The sequence below is a fragment of the Psychrobacter sp. 1Y10 genome (assembly GCF_052259005.1).
GTDB lineage: Bacteria > Pseudomonadota > Gammaproteobacteria > Pseudomonadales > Moraxellaceae > Psychrobacter > Psychrobacter saeujeotis.
The window spans coordinates 149,378-169,104 of the sequence record NZ_JBQQES010000002.1 but is presented as its reverse complement, the minus strand read 5'-3'; the positions used below and the strand labels follow the sequence as shown (position 1 = coordinate 169,104).

The window sequence follows — 19,727 nt, the reverse complement described above, 5'->3', positions numbered from 1 at the left end:
GCTGTGCACTTATATTATGAGTTTTGATAATGACTGGTTATTGATATTATTGGTTTGATGATGACATCATTAAAGCAGCATGGGTGAAAACTGCCTTTTTCTATCAACCTATTATGCCAGTTGTCGCTTATCAGACCTATGTTAATTTAGCAGATACAGCTGTTAGTATATTTATCATCGCTACCATTTAAGTATAGAATTATTACCACAACTTAAGTTGTATAACTGGCGTTGATCAAACCATTACTATAAATATGATAGCACGTACAATAAAGACGATAGAAAGTTTGGTATGTAAAGACGTAGCGTGTAAGATTGTTTATACAGTTTGAGACAGTTGTAAGCCAATGACCATGCTAATATTGAACGCAAAGTATTCTATAGTAACAAACCCGTTTAAGACATATTGATAGGACAATTTAAGACACATTTTAGGCATTTTATCACTTAAAACAACCAGGTACACATAATGAAAAAACAACCAGCACAGTGGTTACTCAGCGCAGCGTCAGTTGGCGTAGCTGGGCTTATTCTGACACAAAGCTATGGTACAGCAGTAGCAGATACTGGTACTGAAGGGTTTGTCCAAACTCCTGAACAAAAAATTACAACTAGGCAAGTCGCGGCACTATTAGACCGCAGTCATTATTTGAACCAACCACTTGATAGTGAAATGGGCAGTGAAATTTTGTCTATGTACATTGATAATCTAGACCCAAATCATACGTTGTTTTTGCAATCTGATGTTGATGAATTCGAAAAGAAATATGCAAGCGAATTTGGCAATCGACTCAAGCGCGGTGATCTATCTGCTGGTATCGATATTTTTGAGCGTTATCGCAAACGCTCAAATGAGTACTTCGATATGGCCACAAGAATGCTCAAAACGGATCTTGATTTGACAAGTGATGAGACCATCATTCTTGACCGAGAGAAGCTTGAACATTTTAAAACCAAAAAAGCACAGCGTGATTATTGGGCACGTCAGTTAAAATTTCAGTTAATAAGTATCTCTTTAGGTAAGGAAAGTGAAAAAGGCAAAGAGCAGATATTTTTAGATAACCCTGACATTACTCGTGGTCAAGATTTAGTACGTGATGATCAGCGTACGCCAAGTGAGATTTTATTAAATCGTTTGTCGCGCCAACAAGGGCAGATGTCACGTCTAAAAGACGATGAGATTATGGAGACAGTACTCAATACTGCCATGCTCACTTACGATCCACATAGTAACTATTATGCGCCTATTCAGGCGACTGAGCTACAGATTCAGTCAAGCTTACAGCTAGAAGGAATCGGGGTCTCTATTCGTCCAGATCGTAAAAACCCAGATTATACACGTATCGTCACTTTAGTCGATGGTGGGCCTGCGGCCAAAACGGGTCAAATCAAACCCAACGATCTCATCATCGGTATCGCTGAAGATGGCAAAACCATGATCGATGTGGTCGGCTGGTCAACGCGTGAGATTGTCGGTTTGATTCGCGGTAAACGTGGGACTTCAGTGACTCTAAAAGTGCGTCAGCCCAATACACCAGAGGCGAGTGCTCGTACTATTACAGTCGTACGTGACATTATCGAGCAAGAAGAATCAGGAGTCACGCACCGTATCGTAGAGGTACAACGTCCTAACATTGATGACACGCCAAAACGCATTGGTGTGCTTGAGATACCAAGCTTTTATTTGAACTATCGTGCGCGGCGCAATGGTGAAGATTATCGTAGTGTCAGTGTTGATACTGAAAAGGCAATCAAAGCCCTAAATAAAGAAAATATCGATGGTCTGGTGGTGGATCTGCGTAACAATCCAGGCGGCTCTTTGGATGAAGTAGCAAAGATGCTAGGGTTATTTATCAAAGGTGGGCCATTAGTACAAATACGTGATAACCGTGGCAATGTTCAAGTGTATCGCGATGATGATGGTGGCAAACAGCTATATGATGGCAAGTTAGTGGTGCTCACAAACTTAGCTTCAGCTTCTGCTAGTGAGATTTTTGCGGCAGCTATTCAGGACTATGGACGAGGTTTGGTGGTTGGTAGCACAACGACAGGTAAAGGCTCTGCACAGATTCAGTTGGATAATCTAGCGCTGGGTTCTGCAACATTAACTCAGCGTAAGTTTTATCGTATTACAGGGGGTAGTACACAGAATAAAGGGGTTGTACCTGATGTAGAGTTGGTAAATATATATGATGATGCTACCTTTGGTGAGCGCGCACAGAAAAAAGCGCTACCATGGGATACTATCAAAACAGCGGCATATAAGCCTGAAGGTAAGTTTGCTTCAGACACGCTTGCCACCTTGAACCAGCAATCGAAAATACGTCAACAGCAAAATCCGCAGTTTGTTTATCTATCTACTCTAAATGACATACGCGATATGGATGATGAAAAAAAGCCCATTGATTTGGATATAAATAGTCGCCGAGCGAAGATGGAGTTGATTGAGCAGCGCTCATTGCAAGCTGAGAATAAACGTTTAATAGCGACAGGTAAGAGTCCATATGCCAATTGGGATACTTATCAAGCAGCCATGGATGCAAAATTTGAAGAGCGCAGCAAAATGAAAGTTGATGAACGTCCGCAGCTACCAGAGGACGAAGCTTTTATCAGCGAGGCGGCTTATTTAATGCTAAGCGCTGATCCAAAAGCGACGCCCAGTCCTAAAGAAAAACTGCAAACAACAATAGAGCCTTAAATACCTTGAACATTGTCTGTAAGCATATGCTTACAGACAATGTCGTTTCAACCTCTTACTAAGCGAGGGGCAATCTGCGATTATAGACCCAGTGCACAGTTTGACGATACTATGTTTAATACTAGGGATTGGTATTTGTAGGTTGTTTATAAATTGTTTCAGGGATGGATTGCTCATTACGGATGATAAGGCTGGATGCCTAACAGTTATACTATGTCTTGGGATTGGGTATAGCATAACGTAAACAAGGATGGTTGGTGATAGAAACCGCATAGCGCTTGTCGTTGTGCGGTTTTATTACGTTTGAAAGGGAATGGTTTTATTTCCAAGACATCCATAACATCTTTTTTACGATAATGTTCAAAGACAACTACTCTTATCGTTTAGACCAAAAAAAACCAGTAGACATCGCTACTGGTTTTTTTGGTTTAAACAATAAGTAATGTTTACTACTCATTGTTCAACGTTCTATCTCATTTATGATAGATTAGTGCTCAACGCCACCTGCGCCATGTACATGGCCGTGGTTGAGTTCGTCTTCAGTTGCTGCACGTACTTCTTGAATTTCTACATCAAACGTTAAACGCTTGCCAGCTAGTGGATGGTTGGCATCAACAGTCACTTGATCATCAGATACTTCAGTAACCGTCACTAACATAACTTGGCCACCAGCTTCTGACTGAAACTGCATACCAGGCTGGATATCGTCAACACCTTGAAAGTTATCACGTGGCACGTGCTGTACTGCTTGCTCTTGGTATTCGCCGTAGCCATCAGCAGGTTCAACGACTGCATTAACTTTTTCGCCAGCAGATTTACCTTCTAGCTGCTGCTCAAGGCCTGGAATAATGTTGCTATGGCCATGCAAATAAGCAAGCGGTTGACCTTCTGGTGACTGGTCAAGAATGTTGCCTTCGTCGTCTTTTAGCGTGTAATTAAATTTGACGGCAGTGTCTTTTGCGATAGTAGTCATAAATTATCCTAAATATATCTATGTAAAAAATTAGATGCGGTTGCAATAAACCTAAAAAAGCCAATCAGTAAGCCAAAAGCCATATCATTAGTCAATTATCGTCAGTTTATTTAAACTTATAAAAGTAACTTTAACAGTTAGCATCTTTAATTGAGATGGTAATAATAACTTTCAAGGCAAAAAACATAAAAAATGCCAATATTCATGAAATTTATTCAATTTTTACTATATCAGTCAGCTTAAAATAAACACAGGGCAAGCGTGTTGATGCGCTACTGATACCACTTTGTCTCGTTAACTTTACGTTTTGCCAGACAAGAGTTAAAAAATTTACCTCAGTCATTGTTTTATTCACCGTCTCAATCACTCTGTATTCATTTTAAGATGCATTGATCATATTACTCATTGCTTATTGGTTGCGTTTTGCACTTGAGGCTTCTACCATAACGTTAAACACCATAATAAGTATCTAATATGACAACTCTATCCTTATCACAAAACCGCTCATCAAATCATCAGTCTGCACCAAAACTTACTACTGATATTAGCTATCAGCTCGATTTTGACCGCTTTTTTGAGCATTTAGTCGATGTTACGCTAAGCTTTATAGCAGATACAGCATCACCGCGCTTATGGTTGCCAGCATGGATACCAGGCAGCTATTTGATGCGTGAGTTTGCTCGTAATATTACGGCAGTTTATTACCGAATAGAGAATCAAGAAAGTAAAGAACATAGTGGTGCCAGCTCTTTCAAACAACGTGCTAATAAGATTGATAAAAATACATGGCAACTACCACAGGTTGAAGCTGGGCAGCTGCTAAGCGTCCATTATGAAGTTTATTGTTATGACTTATCAGTGCGTACTGCCTATGTCGACCAGCAGCGTTTGTATGGAAATTTTACGTCGCTTGCCTTGGCTGTAGAAGGACAAGAGAGAAAACCAGTACAGGTAAGCCTTATCGTACCAGCCACATTTTTAGCAGAGCAGAATCTGACGACTAATGATGATAGTGATATCACACTGGCATGCGGTCTTGAGGCCACGCATCTACACGTTGATGCGCAAGATGGTCATGGTAAGCATAGCTATAGTTTACTAGCAGACAGTTACTATGAGCTGATAGATCATCCTTTTGAGATTGCCGCTCAAACATCATTTAACTTTATCGTTCAAGACGATATGCATCAGACATTGAGTCATCGATTTTTTATCTCTGGCAAACACAACGCCAACATGGGGCGCTTGCAGCAAGATGTGACGCAGATTTGTCAGACGTATGTCAATTGGCTGGGTGATGCGCCGTTTGATGACTATACCTTTATGACTTACGCCAGTGGTCAAGATTATGGTGGCCTTGAGCATATCAACTCTACCAGCCTGATCACCCCGCGCCGTGACTTACCAAGTTTTGATGAGCCTAAGATACCAAGTAGCGACTATCAGCGCTTTTTGGGTTTATGTAGCCATGAGTACTTTCATTCGTGGTGGGTCAAGACCGTACGCCCAGATGTGATGCTAGAGGTTGATTTGCGCAAAGAAGTATTCACACCGCTACTTTGGGTGTTTGAAGGTTTTACCTCTTACATTGATGATTTTATGCTGCAAGCCTCAGGGGTAATTGATAAAGCAAGTTATCTCAAACTATTAGCTGAACAAATTAATCGCTACTATCAGACAGATGGACGAGCGTACCAAAGTGTCGCGGAATCAAGCTTTGATGCGTGGATTAAGCTTTATCGTAGCGACGAAAATACTGGCAATGCAGGGATCAGTTATTACAACAAAGGCGCATTAGTCGCTCTTTGCTTAGACTTGACGCTACAGCAAAAAAGCGCTGGTCGCTACCGCCTATTCGATGTGGTGAAAGCGTTTTATGAGCAGGCCAAGCAAAAGGACAATAAGCGCATTGGTATCAGTAGTGCTGATATGGGTACGGTGATCGGTCAGTTTATGCCAATAGCAGACTGGGAAGACTTTGAGCGCCGTTATGTCAATGGGGTGGAGGAGTTGCCTCTTGAGCGCTTGCTTACTGACAATGGAATTACCATTCATGATGGTGTCAAAGAAACAGCCGATAAAAAGATACCTTGGGGCATACGTTACACTGAGACACCAGCAGGTCTAGAAATCAATCGGGTACAACGTAGTAGCGCTGCAGCAAAGGCTGGAATATCAGCTCATGATGTCATTATCGCTATCGATGGTATCAAGGCTGATAGTAAACAACTAACAGCTTTAAGTAACGCTCAGCATAAAGTTACTTGTCATCTATTCCGCCGTGATGAGCTGATGTGTGTCACCGTATTGCCTAACGTGATCATGCAAGGTCAAGATAGAGTGGAACAAGCATTTCCACATAAGATAAATTTACGGTTGGCTAAAACAGACAGCTCGCAAGAGCAAGACGGAGCGCGTCAACAGACTGTTCCGGCTTGGCAAATGTGGCTTGATGGCATAGAGCGTTATCAAAAGTAAGGCTATTGATTGAGCTCGTTATTATCGATCTCTTGCAGAGCAATCCAATCTTGCATCAGCTCAATTTCACGCTGCTGTGTATCAATGATCTGCTGTGCAAGCTGACGCATTTCTGTATCTTTACCATACTTCATCTGCACCATTGCCATATCTACTGCACCTATATGATGTGGCAGCATCCCGCGAGCGAATGCCATATCAGGCATCGGGTCTGCGATGCCAAGTGTCATCTCCCCATGCATAGTTTCCATACCCTTAGCATAGGCTTGCTGCATTGCTTGAGTATCAGGTTTGGGTTTAGCGGCATCAGGATGACTGGCAAGCCACTTATTTATAGTATCAATCTCAACTTGCTGTGAGTCTATAATGTCTTGCGCAAGCTTACGCATAGTCTCATCAGTACCGTATTTAAGCTCAGTTTTTGCCATATCTAAGGCACCGCGATGGTGTCCAAGCATGCCTTTGGCAAATGCAGTATCCGGATCATTATAATTCATCCCGATCATCATCTCATCATGCATTCTTGCCATCGACTTACTGTAATCTTTGAGCATATCGCTCATTTGTACATCATCAGCGCTCATAGCTGCATCTGGCATATGATGACCTGCATGCCCATCAATCGTTTCATCTACCTTGGTTGCTTGTTCAGTTGCTTGAGTTGAAGGTGCTACAACCTCTTCTATGGTCGTTGTCTCATCGTTTTGAAGGACTGTACTTTCTGAGTTTTCAGTGATTGGCTGGCAAGCACTAAGCACAAGTAGCGTTGTAACACTAATAGCTATAGCAGGAAGAGGATAACGATAAGAAGCCATGATATGTCCTTAACATAAATAAGCCGCTAGTCAGTCAAATGAATGAATAAATAAATTGACAAACCATTTGGCTAAAACACAACAAATAATGGATATTAGCAGATTAGTCTTGCTAATTCGAGTCGCTAACGTTTTAAATGTCAGCAGCAAATTTGCTACAACCTGTGTTCTATTACTTTATGATACCTAACTGCTGACAGCGCTCTTTACTTAAGTGAATACGTACAAACTCACCAACACCTAGATCGCCCAATTCAAACCCAGCCACTGACCATCTGATTAAGCGCAAGCAAGGCAGGCCAACATGCGCTGTCATACGACGTACTTGACGGTTTTTCCCTTCGTAAATGGTCAGCATTAGCCAGGAGTCAGGGACGCTTTTACGCTCGCGAATAGGCGGGTTACGTGCCCAAAGAGGCATCGGTAATTCGTCTTCGTTTAGATGTTTGACTTTAGCAGGCAGCGTCTTACCGTCTTTTAAAACAACACCTGTTACAAGCTGACGTAGTTGCTCAGGAGTTGGGATACCCTCAACTTGTACCAAGTAAGTTTTACCTTGTTTGTGCCCATCATTGGCCTTTGGTGGATGCGTGATGGCTTTGTTTATCCGTCCATCACTTGTCAAAATAAGTAAGCCTTCTGAAGTCGCGTCCAATCGACCAGCCACTCTCAAAGACTTGTCAGTGAAGTATTCAGATAACGTAGTATGGTCATTGTTACTATCGTCACGAAACTGACTTTGTACTCCGTAAGGTTTGTTAAATAAAACAAGGCTTGAGGTTGACATAAGGCAAATATATCCAAACAAAAAAGAAAAGATTTTATGTGATACAAAGGAAGACTGCGCTACCTATTATCGTCTGACATTTTGAAACCAAACCGTTTGAGAATAGATGTTAAAATAGGCACTATTCTTTACTTATACTAAGTATGTACTAAGCATGAACAGCCATCATATTATAAATATACCAGTTGATAAGCGTTCAACATAGTCAGACAAAACGAAAGGAATATTGAGTCAATAGCATACTAAACAAACATCATGTTAGCTAATCTCAATTACAAAACCATGATTGGATAAAGGTGTTTGTAGTGCTAGTAATTGAAATATTTATAGCAAATATTTGTCACATAACAAAGTGATCAATGGGCCTGAGAACCCTAACACATAATCAAGGAATTTTATTTATGTCTTATAACAAGGTTATCGTACCAAGAGACGGAGAAAAAGTGACAGTCAACGCTGATTTGTCGTTAAACGTTCCTAATAATCCCATTATTCCATTCGTTGAAGGTGATGGTATCGGTATAGATATCACGCCTGTCATGATAAAGGTGGTCAATGCTGCTGTAGACAAAGCCTACCATGGCAAAAAATCAATCATCTGGATGGAGGCCTACCTTGGTGAAAAAGCTGCCAAAATCTACGAAGGTGACTACTTGCCAAGCGAGACATTAGATGTCTTAAAAGACTATGTCATCAGTATCAAAGGTCCATTAACCACACCAGTTGGCGGCGGTTTTCGTTCATTAAATGTTGCAGTACGTCAAGAGCTTGACTTATATGTCTGTCAGCGTCCAGTACGTTGGTTTGAGGGTGTCCCAAGTCCAGTCCAACATCCTGAATTGACCAATATGGTCATCTTCCGTGAAAACTCAGAAGATATCTACGCTGGTATTGAATGGAAAGCGGGTAGTGAAGATGCCAAAAAGGTCATCGACTTCTTACAAAATGAGATGGGTGTCGATAAAATACGCTTCCCTGAAGACTGCGGTATCGGTATCAAGCCTGTATCAAAAGAAGGCACACAGCGCCTAGTGCGCAAAGCCATCCAGCATGCTATCGATAATGACTTGCCAAATGTAACCTTAGTGCATAAAGGCAACATTATGAAGTTTACCGAAGGTGCATTTAAAGAGTGGGGCTATGAGTTAGCTGCGGAGCGTTTTGGCGCCGAGTTGTTAGATGGCGGTCCTTGGATGACAATGAAGAATCCCAAAACAGGTAATGAGATTGTCATTAAAGACGTCATCGCCGATGCATTCTTACAGCAAATACTAATGCGTCCTGCAGATTACTCAGTGGTGGCAACACTAAACTTAAACGGGGACTATATCTCTGATGCACTGGCAGCAGAAGTTGGCGGTATTGGTATCGCACCAGGCGCGAATAAAGGCGGCGCTGTTTCTGTTTATGAGGCCACTCATGGTACTGCGCCAAAGTATGCAGGTCAAAACAAAGTAAATCCAGGGTCGTTAATACTGTCAGCTGAGATGATGTTACGTGATATGGGCTGGGTTGAAGCAGCAGACCTGATTATTGAAGGTATAAAAGGTGCGATTGCTAATAAGACAGTGACTTATGATTTTGAGCGCTTGATGCCAAAGGCTACCTTACTTAGTACCTCGGAGTTCGGTGCAGCAGTCATCAAGCATATGAGCGCTTAAAAGTTCATGGAACGTCAGCTTTAAACCTGCGTTGCTTATAACGCTACATAGTGATTCTTTGTTTCACTAATTTCTTAAACCGAAAAAAACACCCCAACGATCTTAGACCGTTGGGGTGTTGTTATTTTAACCAATTACGTACTTATAACGAATTGATAGCTTCGTTGAATGTTGTGCTAGGGCGCATCGCCTGCTCAGCCAACTTTTCATCGGCAAAATAGTAGCCATCGATATCTACAGATTTACCTTGAGCGTCATTGAACTCTTTAACGATAGCGTCTTCTTGACTCTCAAGACTTTGCGCAAATTTAGAGAATTTCTCTTTTAGCTCGCTGTCTTGCTCTTGTGCCGCAAGCTCTTCAGCCCAGTACATAGCCAGATAGAAGTGACTACCACGGTTATCTAACTCACCTGTTTTGCGTGATGGTGATTTGTCATTCAATAGCAGTTTTTCTGTCGCTTTATCAAGCGTATCTGCCAATACCTGTGCTTTGGTATTGTTATCGTTTTTGGCCAAATGCTCCAAAGACTCAGTTAAGGCTAAAAACTCTCCCAACGAATCCCAACGTAGATGGTTTTCTTCTACCAGCTGCTCGACGTGCTTTGGAGCAGAACCACCGGCACCCGTTTCAAACAGACCGCCACCCTTCATTAAAGGTACAACTGAAAGCATTTTTGCGCTCGTGCCCAACTCTAAGATAGGGAATAAGTCTGTTAGATAATCACGTAAGATATTACCAGTCGCAGAAATAGTATCCAGACCACGCGCCACGCGCTCTAAGGTATAACGCATCGCACGAACCTGTGACATGATCTCAATATGTAAGCCATCAGTATCATGGTCTTTTAAGTACATATTAACCTTTTTGATGAGCTCGTTTTCGTGCGGACGATATGGATCTAGCCAAAAGATAACAGGCGTATTTGATTCACGTGCGCGGCGTACAGCAAGTTTCACCCAGTCTTGAATCGGTAAGTCTTTGGTTTGACACATGCGCCAGATATCACCCTTTTTGACGTCTTTTTCGAGCAAGACTTCGTCGGTGTCAATATCGACAATACGTGCCATACCTGTATCGCTAGATTCAAAGGTCTTATCATGCGAGCCATACTCTTCAGCTTTTTGAGCCATAAGGCCGACATTAGGGACAGTACCCATCGTCGTTGGATCAAAATTACCATGCCATTTGCAAAAATTAATCATTTCTTGATAGATACGAGCAAAAGTAGACTCAGGCATAACGGCTTTGCAATCGTATAATTTGCCATCGGCGCCCCACATTTTACCGCCATTACGAATCATAGCAGGCATAGAAGCATCTACGATAATGTCGCTTGGAGAATGGAAGTTGGTAATACCTTTTGCAGAGTCGACCATGGCCAGACGCGGGCGATGCTCTTGACAGGCATGTAAGTCCTGCTCAATCTCTTCACGCTTCGATGCTGGTAATACTGAAATTTTATCGTATAGATCAGCCATGCCGTTGTTGACGTTGATGCCTAACTCATCAAAACACGCGCCATGTTTTTCAAAGGCTTCTTTATAGTAGATTCTTACTGCATGACCAAAGACGATAGGGTGAGAAACTTTCATCATGGTGGCTTTTACGTGCAATGAGAACAAAATACCAGCTTCGCGGCAGTCTTCCATTTCACGCTCATAAAACTCTAGCAGTGCATCTTTACTCATGACCATCAAATCGATGACTTCTTTGTCTTGCAACGCAATTTCAGGTTTTAAGACTTTTTTAGTACCGTCATCGAGCGACAATTCCATGCGGACAGTGCGAGCTTTATCTAATGTTATAGACTGCTCACCATCATAAAAGTCACCGCCGTGCATGTGCGATACGTGCGTGCTTGACCATTGCTTCCATTCACCCATAGAGTGCGGATGTTTGCGAGCATAGTTTTTGACAGCCTTTGGTGCACGGCGATCTGAGTTACCTTCACGCAGTACAGGGTTTACTGCACTACCCAGCGCTTTACCAAAACGCTTACGCAGCTCTTTTTCTTCATCCGTTTGAGGATCTTCTGGAAAATTGGGTATCGCGTAGCCTTTGCTTTGTAGCTCTTTGATTACCGCTTTCAACTGTTGCACAGAGGCACTGATGTTAGGTAGTTTGATAATATTGGTATCAGGTTCTTGTGTTAGGCGACCAAGCTCAGCCAAATTGTCAGGAACGCGTTGCTCTTCATTTAAGTATTCAGGAAATTCAGCCAATACTCGGGCAGCAACAGAAATATCGCTGGTCTCAACAGCAATCCCTGCCGTCTGTGTAAAAGCCTTAACAATAGGTAAGAACGACAGAGTTGCTAGCGCTGGGGCTTCATCAGTTTTTGTATAAATAATTTTTGACATTTTAGTAGGGTAATCCTTTAGTCGGTAGTTAATAATAAGGCTTAGTATTATTTTAAATGCTAAATGCTAAATGCTAAATGCTAAATGCTAAATGCTACTAAGCGATAACGAACTATATGGCTATAACCAGTACATTATATGCAGTTCCAAAAGTTGAAACGGCTTAAAATTTTCTATTACTCATATTCATTTACAGGCGTTAATATAAGATTTCAAAAGGTTGCCCTAAAGAAACCATTTTTAAAAGTAACTGATTGACAGCACATTATAGCTAATCCGCTATAAATTCGCTCAATGTCAATCTTGTTTAATGAACTAAGTGTACTGTTTTTGCTCATATCCTATGTATCTAAATTATATTAATCTAATAACAGCTTTATTCTACCAGTCATCGACACTGATATCATCTTTTCCATGCAATTAACGTTTTTTGCAACTATTATCTAGGGGCAAATTTTTTGGTATATTTATAAAACCAATCGATAACGTAAATATCTGTGGTTTATGTAGCAAACGCCTTGCTTGGCTATAATCATACAACATAATAAGTAAAGTCATCTGCAGCGTTGTAGATGACTTTTTGTATTGGTTGAGCATAAAGCTCAATTTTTTGAACATTATTGTTTGCTTTAATGGGATATTTTGCAAATTGTGACAGCAAAATAGTTGACGTTTGATACGCTAAACCATAAAGAAAATGCAATGTGAGAATTATGAATTTACAATATGTACTACTCAAAGACACAAGCTGGCAGAGTCAAATCGATTGGCAATTGCCTGATACGCCTTTTATGTCGTTTGCCTTTTGGCAGGCATTGATAGATACACATGCCATTGGCGAGCAGGCAGGATGGTTGCCTATTTTCGTTTTGGTTTATCGTACAGATGATGTGGGTCACAAAGCTACGATCGATACTATCATAGAACCAGTAGATATCGCTCAAGCTGTCGCCGTCATGCCAGTATTTGTAAAAAATCATCATCGCGGTGAGTTTGTGTTTGATCATGCATGGGCGCAAGCTTACGCGCAATATGGTCTTGACTATTATCCGCGCCTAGTGACAAGCTCTCCTTATACCCCAATTACTGGGCAGCGCTTATGGTTGGCGGCTGGCGAAACGCTTGATACCAATATCGTAAAAATGATTATGGCAGGAGTAGACGACATTGCCCAGCAAGTAGGAGCGTCAAGTTGGCATGGACTGTTTGTAACGCCAGAATTGGCCAAGCTGGCAATGTCAGCAATGCCTGCTCATAATGTGAGTGATCCGGCACAAATAACCCATACTGAAATAGAGGCGCTTACTGCAAATAATCCTATCCTTGAGCGCCAAGGCTGTCAGTTCTTATGGCAAAATAAGGATTTACTGCAAGATGGCAAGCCGTTTACAGACTTTGATACGTTCTTAACGACATTGACGGCTAGAAAACGTAAAAATATTCGTGCTGAGCGTAGAAAAGTGATTGCCCAGGGGATTCGTTGCGTTCGTAAATGCGGAGATGAGATTACTGAGGCGGATTGGAAGGCATTTTATCATTGTTACGTAATGACCTATGCCGTCCGCGGACAGCAGCCATATTTAAAAGAAGCGTTTTTTATGGCATTAGCAAAACAGATGCCTGAGTGTCTGTTGTTAGTACAAGCTTACGATACTAATGATGAGATTATTGCCAGTAGCTTGTTTTTATACGACAAACCCCATAGCGACAATGCGACTTTATATGGGCGCTATTGGGGTGCGCTTGGTGAGTATGATAGTTTGCATTTTGAGCTGTGCTATTATCAAGGCATTGAGTTTGCCATTGAGCAAGGTTTGACGCATTTTGATCCCGGTACTCAAGGTGAGCACAAACTCATAAGAGGATTTATTCCAACTAAAACACACTCATTGCACCGTATTTATGATCCACGTTTTGCACCAGCGATTGCTGACTTTTGCGCAAAAGATCGACTACAAATGGCGCGATATCGCCAGCAAGCGCACGATGCATTACCGTTTAATATTGATAACATGCCAGAGTTTACTGATCATGATTGATAAGGTTTGAGAGTTATGAGTAATATTAGCTTTTCTTTTCTAACTTCTCACATTTAGTCACTTATGCCCAGTTACTCCTTTGATTATTTCAATACTTTGCCACCGCCCATTGAGCTATTACCATGGCTCAATGCCGAAGGTTCATTGACTGCAATGCTAGAAGAAAAGGCAGGGCAGCCATTACGCGTAGAGCGTAGCTTTGAAGGTTATCGTCAGCTTACGTTAAACCAAAAGCGGCAACTAGGTCTGCATAGCTCCGCACTTAATCGTCCAATACTAGCGTGGGTACGCGAAGTTCGGTTGTATGGTAATGATGATAAGCCTTGGGTACAGGCGCAGAGTGTCTTTCCTTTAGCAAGTCTAAAGGGAGGTGCGCGTCGTCTGCAGCAATTAAAAGGTATTCCTATCGGCTATGTCTTATTTAAACGCAGCCGTACTTTACCTAATAAGCGCTCTATTTGCTTAACTGACGATGGGTGGCAACGTCAAACGTGTTATGACTGGTATAGACGTAAACTACTTATTAGTGAAACCTTTTTATCAGCATTTTTGTCTAGTGATGCTTGAGGGTTTTTAATAATCGTAGGTTTGCTAGATAAACATTGCTAGATATGACGTATTTAACATGTGTTGGCATGTATTAAGATAAGAAAAACGCTTATTTTATTGGCCATTTATTCACGCTATAAAACCATCTAATTCGCTTAGCTTAAGGTAAGGGTTTTTTGCGTTCATAACATAAAATTTCATGTTACACTTGCCCATAGCGATACACTAAGTGCAGAAGTACATCAAAACTATTGCTGTTACCGAGATGCCGTCTCTAGGCTTCTTCTTTCTAACAACGCCTTTCTAATAATAGTCAATATATAGGACATTTATATGTTTAAAGATATATCTATCAAGGATTTTGATCCAGAACTTTCAAAAGCCATGGAAGCTGAAAGTGTACGTCAAGAAAACCATATCGAGCTTATTGCTTCAGAAAACTACTGTTCGCAAGCTGTGATGGAAGCGCAAGGTACAGACCTTACCAATAAATATGCTGAAGGCTATCCAGGCAAGCGTTATTACGGTGGTTGTGAACACGTTGATGTCGTTGAGCAATTGGCTATTGATCGTGCAAAAGAGTTGTTCGGTGCTGAATATGTCAACGTACAGCCGCATTCAGGCAGCCAAGCAAACTCAGCCGTCTTTTTAGCATTGCTTGAGCCTAACGACACGGTACTAGGCATGAGCCTAGACGCGGGTGGTCACTTAACTCATGGCGCGCATATTAACTTTTCAGGCCTTAACTACAACGCCGTACAGTACGGCTTGGTCGAGGGCACTGGCCTTATCGATTATGATGAAGTTGAGCGTTTGGCAAAAGAGCATAAGCCTAAAATGATTATTGCTGGTTTTTCAGCATACTCACAGGTTGTAGATTGGGCACGTTTCCGTGAAATCGCCGACGAAGTAGGCGCGTATTTACTAGTAGATATGGCACACGTGGCTGGTCTTATCGCTGGTGGCGTTTACCCAAGCCCAGTACCATTTGCTGATGTAGTCACTACGACAACGCACAAAACCTTACGTGGCCCGCGTTCAGGTATGATCTTGGCTCGCGATGAGAAGCTGGCGAAAAAGCTCAATTCTGCGGTATTCCCAGGCAACCAAGGTGGTCCATTGATGCATGTAATCGCGGGCAAAGCGATTTGCTTTAAAGAGGCGCTAGAAGACAACTTCAAAACCTATCAGCAGCAAGTCGTCAAAAACGCCCAAGCGATGGCTAAAGTTATCCAAGAGCGTGGTTATGAAATCATCTCTGGTGGTACTGAAAACCATCTAATGCTGATTAGCTTGGTTAAGCAAGAAATGACGGGTAAAGAAGCGGATAAATGGCTTGGCGATGCGCATATCACTGTCAATAAAAACGCTGTACCAAATGATCCAAAATCTCCGTTTGTCACCTCTGGTATCCGTATCGGTACGCCAGCGATTACTACACGTGGTTTTAACGAAGCGCAAGCTAGTGATTTGGCTGGCTGGATTTGTGATGTTCTAGATAGCCGCGGTGATGAAAAAGTCTTGGCTGATGTACGTGACAAAGTAGAAGCCATCTGTAAAGAGCTACCAGTTTACGAAAAAAACCAGTAAGCCAGTTCTCTTAATTTAGCCAGCGCTTATTAGTCGTTGGATAAAAAAAACCGCTCAGCTTAGGCTGAGCGGTTTTTTCTTGTTATAAAAAAGTCTGTCTTTTTATGCTTAAGGTTATGAGTAACTGACAGCCTTGTTATAGCTAAATTTCCAGTCGTGATTTTGGAACATTGATGGTTTGGTCATAGTATTCAGAATTATAGTACACGGAGATTAGGCAGCCAACGTATCAGCCATGCCAAACACATCAACCACCAAGCTGATTTAAGGCCAACGCCAATATCAGGCCAACACTCGCACTGATACCCGCCCAGTGGTTGCCGCGTTTAAAAGCAGTTGGAAACACCTCAGTCGCTAGAGAAGCAATAACAGCTCCAGCAGCGAAACAATCGATAGCACTAATAATCTCTTCATCAACGCCCTTGAGCAGCACCTTACCTAAGATAGCAGCAAGCGATAACAAAACAGCAGCACCGATCCAGAGCATGAGCACTTTCTTGTTACTTTTGCCATTTTTGCGCATCTCTTTGGCACCGCCGGCCGCTTCTGGAAGGTTGGACAACAAGATAGAACCTGCTAATGCAGCGACTTGCATTACGTTACCGCTTAGAAGTGATACGCCTAGCGCCAAATTTTCAGGCACCCCGTCAAGTGTGATAGCAGCCAATAGTCCACCACCGCCGTCTGAGTTGAGTTTTTCATCAATCAGGTAGTCAACACCTGCAAATACGATGGCGCCTAATAAAGTGAAAGCCGCTGTGATCCAAATTCCGCTATCAGTCACAGCTGGTTGTAATAGCTCGATGACCACTGATATCGTCAGTGCGCCGCCTGCGACCGCCAACAAGTTGCCTTCAAGCCAGCTAGGTAGTCGTCCATACAAACCCCAAAGCGCCCCGACGATAAGGGCGCCTGATACAACAATGATTACTGCAAACACTAACATAATTTACCTCAATATTTTTATACAACATTGATAACGGCTAATGGTTTTGGTGTCATTATAAGTTGCGTAACAAAAACGTAAGGTTTGTTCTTTAAACTATGTGATCAGTAAACACGCTAACTAAAAACCCCAACTAACCAAAGTGTAGTTGGGGCTTTAATTATTACTAAGACTGGTCTAAAAAGTCTTGTTTTTACATAAACGGCAAATTAACGAATATTTGCAATACCGTAGCGTTGACAATATCGACAAAGAATGCACCAACCATTGGCACAATTAAGAACGCCTTATACGAAGGCAGGTAGCGATCGGTGACCGCCTGCATATTTGCAATCGCAGTCGGCGTTGCTCCCATACCAAAACCACAATGTCCTGCTGACAAGACAGCAGCATCGTAGTTTTTGCCCATTACCTTAAAGGTTACTAGGTACACATAGATAATCATAATCACCGTTTGTACAATTAAGATAATCAGTACAGGTCCTGCCAAATCAGTCAGCTGCCATAGTTTTAGTGACAACAATGCCATGGCCAAAAACAGGCTTAAAGAGGCGTTACCTAATACATCAATGGCACGGTCAAACATCTCGAAGTTAAAAAATATCGTCAGTACGTTACGAATAATCACACCGCCTGCCAGCGCCCAGACGAAGGTAGGCAACTCAAACCAAGTATCGGCTGCAACCAATGTCATGGTTTCTGCAAACGCCAGTGCACCGGCGAACAATGCCAAAGTTTCGATAGTAGAGGACGCAGTAATAAGACGAATGTGGTCAGGTCTTTCAAAGATTTCTTTATCATTTAAAATGTCGTCTTCGTCGTGCTTGGTACTATATAGTGACTGCGCGCCTGTTACCTTTTCGATATCACTTGGACTTTGATTGTAGGGAGTTGGCTCTATACCAAGCCTTTGAATCAACCGACGAGCTACAGGCCCACCGACTACGCCGCCTGCGACTAGACCATAAGTTGCAACAGCGATACCTAGAGTCGTTGCACCGACTACGCCATATTGCTCCTCTAAAGTAATGCCCCAGGCGCCTGCTGTACCATGTCCACCAGTAAGCGCGATAGAACCTGTGACCAACCCAAGTAAAGGGTCAAGTCCAAGAGCACTTGCCATCGCGACACCAACGATATCCTGCAAGATAATAAAAACGGAAACCACAATGGTGAAAACTAATAATGGCGTACCACCTGCTTTGAGCTTACTAAAATCAGCACTCAGACCGATAGAGGCAAAGAACATCAGCATGGTCGCCGTTTGCAATCCTTGGTGAAAGTTAAAGCTAAATCCCCAAAATATATTTAATATATAAACAACGACTGCAGCGACCAAACCACCTGCAACTGGTTCTGGAATATTAAAGTTTTCTAAAAATTTAATATTTTTAACCAAAAAACGCCCTAGCAGTAGTACTAAAGTGGCTAGTATCAAGGTGTAATAGCCATTTAAAGTAATCTCCATACTTCAATCCTTTCTCTAAATATAAATTAACCCAAATTTGGGACAAAATTATATTTATCCCAAATTTAGGTCTCGTGATAATTAGCGACTAATCCTTGTCTTTTGTCGGCATAGTCACCCAAAGTTGCGGCTTGCCGAAGTCCTTATAGGCATCTTCAATAATGCCTTTAAAAACGTTAAAGTCCTCAGTGTTTATGTTCTCTACCGCAGCCAAATTAAGCGCTAGATATGCAAATTTACTGTCTGTCAAACAATCCCACGCACTGTCCCAGTTATGGGCAAAGTAGCTGGGGAAATCGCACGCTTCGGCTAAACTTGTTAAAAGTGTTTCTTTATCAAAAACCTTACCGATTGGGATATCGATAGCCTGCTCAGGAATGCTATCACTAAGTGTTATACCGTTTTGATTAATATAGTAAATGGCTTGGCTCATATCAGTTTACCTGCAGTTTTTGAAAGCTATCGTAATGGTCGATGGTCAAATAATAGACGGTAGGAGGGTTGCCACCAGTGACAATACGCCGCGCTCCTCGATGAGACACCCCAGGCGTAGGTACGGTGTACTCACGGTAGTAGCCTTGGGACTGGGCAGGCAGTCTGCTTTCACGATTATAAAAGGTAGTACCGTCTTTATTCGGATATGGAAAAGGTCCACCTTGTTGAATCAGCGCGACTGTTTGGTCTATCTGAGGGTCGCCAGTGATAGCGTTTGTCTGTGTCTCAATATAAGAAGAGGTTGACGTAGTATTAGATGGAGCATCACCGAGTAACGCCAGCTTTAATTCTGTATAGCCAAAGAATATGATGGCAATAAGAATAAGTACGCTAAGAGCAGTCGATTTCCAGCTTTTTTTGTTCTGCCTATTAGAGTTACTAGTATCGTTACGGCTATTCACGTCACTTAGTCTCTGACTGCCGCTCTGATGACTTTGGTTTGAACGTATTGAGGCGTGATTTACTTTGGCGGAACTCTCTTCGATACTCAACGAAGCATCCGTAACCTCAGTTGCTCGCAATTGATCTTTATGGTTACGTTCGCTATTAAAATAGACTCGTTGACCTACGGTAATTGGCTGCGACAACCTGACGTTACTGACATGAAAGAAGACATCTTCACTTTGCTCATCAACATCGATAAAGCCATAGCCTTTATCTGAGTTATAGTGCTTAATTTTGCCACTTTGCATGAGACCATGTTCCTATATAATGTTTTCGTTATGTTGCAACCTGATCTTTATCATGGTTTTCATTGAGAAAGTGAGTTTTTATGGCCCATTTACCCTCAATAAAAAAACGCCAGCAATGGGGCTGACGTTTTTTGTGGATTATACTTGAGGTTAGGTCATAAGTGGTAGGTTAAG

14 protein-coding genes are annotated in these 19,727 nt (G+C 42.1%); 6 read left to right on the top strand and 8 right to left on the bottom strand.

The annotated features are described in order from the left end of the window. Nucleotides 1–469 precede the first annotated feature (469 nt). The gene (locus tag ACTXGH_RS03690; protein ID WP_439295575.1) at nt 470–2,698 is read left to right on the top strand and encodes a carboxy terminal-processing peptidase; all 2,229 of its coding nucleotides are present in this window, start codon (nt 470–472) and stop codon (nt 2,696–2,698) included. Between the two features lie 487 nt (nt 2,699–3,185). Here ACTXGH_RS03690 and ACTXGH_RS03685 read toward each other — a convergent pair whose 3' ends face one another. Further along, a complete protein-coding gene (locus ACTXGH_RS03685; protein WP_299218235.1) occupies nt 3,186–3,671 on the bottom strand; it encodes an FKBP-type peptidyl-prolyl cis-trans isomerase in 486 nt (161 codons plus the stop codon). A 474-nt stretch (nt 3,672–4,145) separates the two neighbouring features. On the opposite strand from ACTXGH_RS03685, the gene ACTXGH_RS03680 reads away from it, so the two are divergent. After that, nucleotides 4,146–6,149 carry a M61 family metallopeptidase gene (locus tag ACTXGH_RS03680; RefSeq protein ID WP_439295576.1) on the top strand — a complete coding sequence of 668 codons (2,004 nt, stop codon included), beginning with the start codon at nt 4,146–4,148 and terminating at the stop codon, nt 6,147–6,149. A gap of 2 nt (nt 6,150–6,151) precedes the next feature. Here the strand turns inward: ACTXGH_RS03680 and copM are convergent, their stop codons facing one another. Both copM and ACTXGH_RS03670 read right to left on the bottom strand, forming a co-directional pair. Beyond that, nucleotides 6,152–6,964: a CopM family metallochaperone gene (copM, locus tag ACTXGH_RS03675; RefSeq protein ID WP_439295577.1), complete on the bottom strand. Its 813-nt coding sequence runs from the start codon at nt 6,962–6,964 to the stop codon at nt 6,152–6,154. 172 nt (nt 6,965–7,136) lie between these two features. Next, nucleotides 7,137–7,751: a pseudouridine synthase gene (locus ACTXGH_RS03670; RefSeq protein ID WP_439295578.1), complete on the bottom strand. Its 615-nt coding sequence runs from the start codon at nt 7,749–7,751 to the stop codon at nt 7,137–7,139. A 401-nt stretch (nt 7,752–8,152) separates the two neighbouring features. Between ACTXGH_RS03670 and icd the strand changes: the two genes are divergently transcribed. Beyond that, nucleotides 8,153–9,412: an NADP-dependent isocitrate dehydrogenase gene (icd, locus tag ACTXGH_RS03665; RefSeq protein WP_439295579.1), complete on the top strand. Its 1,260-nt coding sequence runs from the start codon at nt 8,153–8,155 to the stop codon at nt 9,410–9,412. A 142-nt stretch (nt 9,413–9,554) separates the two neighbouring features. Here the strand turns inward: icd and ACTXGH_RS03660 are convergent, their stop codons facing one another. Then, nucleotides 9,555–11,774 carry an NADP-dependent isocitrate dehydrogenase gene (locus tag ACTXGH_RS03660; RefSeq protein ID WP_439295580.1) on the bottom strand — a complete coding sequence of 740 codons (2,220 nt, stop codon included), beginning with the start codon at nt 11,772–11,774 and terminating at the stop codon, nt 9,555–9,557. 713 nt (nt 11,775–12,487) lie between these two features. Here ACTXGH_RS03660 and ACTXGH_RS03655 point away from each other — a divergent pair. The 3 genes from ACTXGH_RS03655 (at nt 12,488) to glyA (ending at nt 15,952) form a co-directional block, all read left to right on the top strand. Beyond that, nucleotides 12,488–13,813, top strand: a complete 1,326-nt coding sequence (locus ACTXGH_RS03655; protein ID WP_439295581.1) for a GNAT family N-acetyltransferase — start codon at nt 12,488–12,490, stop codon at nt 13,811–13,813. Nucleotides 13,814–13,876: 63 nt separating this feature from the next. Continuing rightward, complete coding sequence (locus ACTXGH_RS03650) at nt 13,877–14,380, top strand: chorismate--pyruvate lyase family protein (RefSeq protein WP_439295582.1); 504 nt, start codon at nt 13,877–13,879, stop codon at nt 14,378–14,380. Between the two features lie 315 nt (nt 14,381–14,695). Beyond that, a complete protein-coding gene (glyA, locus tag ACTXGH_RS03645) occupies nt 14,696–15,952 on the top strand; it encodes a serine hydroxymethyltransferase (protein ID WP_439295583.1) in 1,257 nt (418 codons plus the stop codon). Between the two features lie 247 nt (nt 15,953–16,199). Here glyA and ACTXGH_RS03640 read toward each other — a convergent pair whose 3' ends face one another. The 4 genes from ACTXGH_RS03640 to ACTXGH_RS03625 form a co-directional block, all read right to left on the bottom strand. Continuing rightward, the gene (locus ACTXGH_RS03640; protein WP_439295584.1) at nt 16,200–16,898 is read right to left on the bottom strand and encodes a ZIP family metal transporter; all 699 of its coding nucleotides are present in this window, start codon (nt 16,896–16,898) and stop codon (nt 16,200–16,202) included. A 193-nt stretch (nt 16,899–17,091) separates the two neighbouring features. After that, a complete protein-coding gene (gltS, locus tag ACTXGH_RS03635; protein WP_439262821.1) occupies nt 17,092–18,366 on the bottom strand; it encodes a sodium/glutamate symporter in 1,275 nt (424 codons plus the stop codon). A gap of 88 nt (nt 18,367–18,454) precedes the next feature. Beyond that, entirely contained in the window at nt 18,455–18,799 is a 345-nt protein-coding gene (locus tag ACTXGH_RS03630; protein ID WP_439295585.1) for a barstar family protein, read from the bottom strand. A 1-nt stretch (nt 18,800) separates the two neighbouring features. After that, nucleotides 18,801–19,553, bottom strand: coding sequence for a ribonuclease domain-containing protein (locus ACTXGH_RS03625; protein WP_439295586.1), 753 nt, complete (start codon nt 19,551–19,553; stop codon nt 18,801–18,803). Between the last annotated feature and the right edge of the window lie 174 nt (nt 19,554–19,727).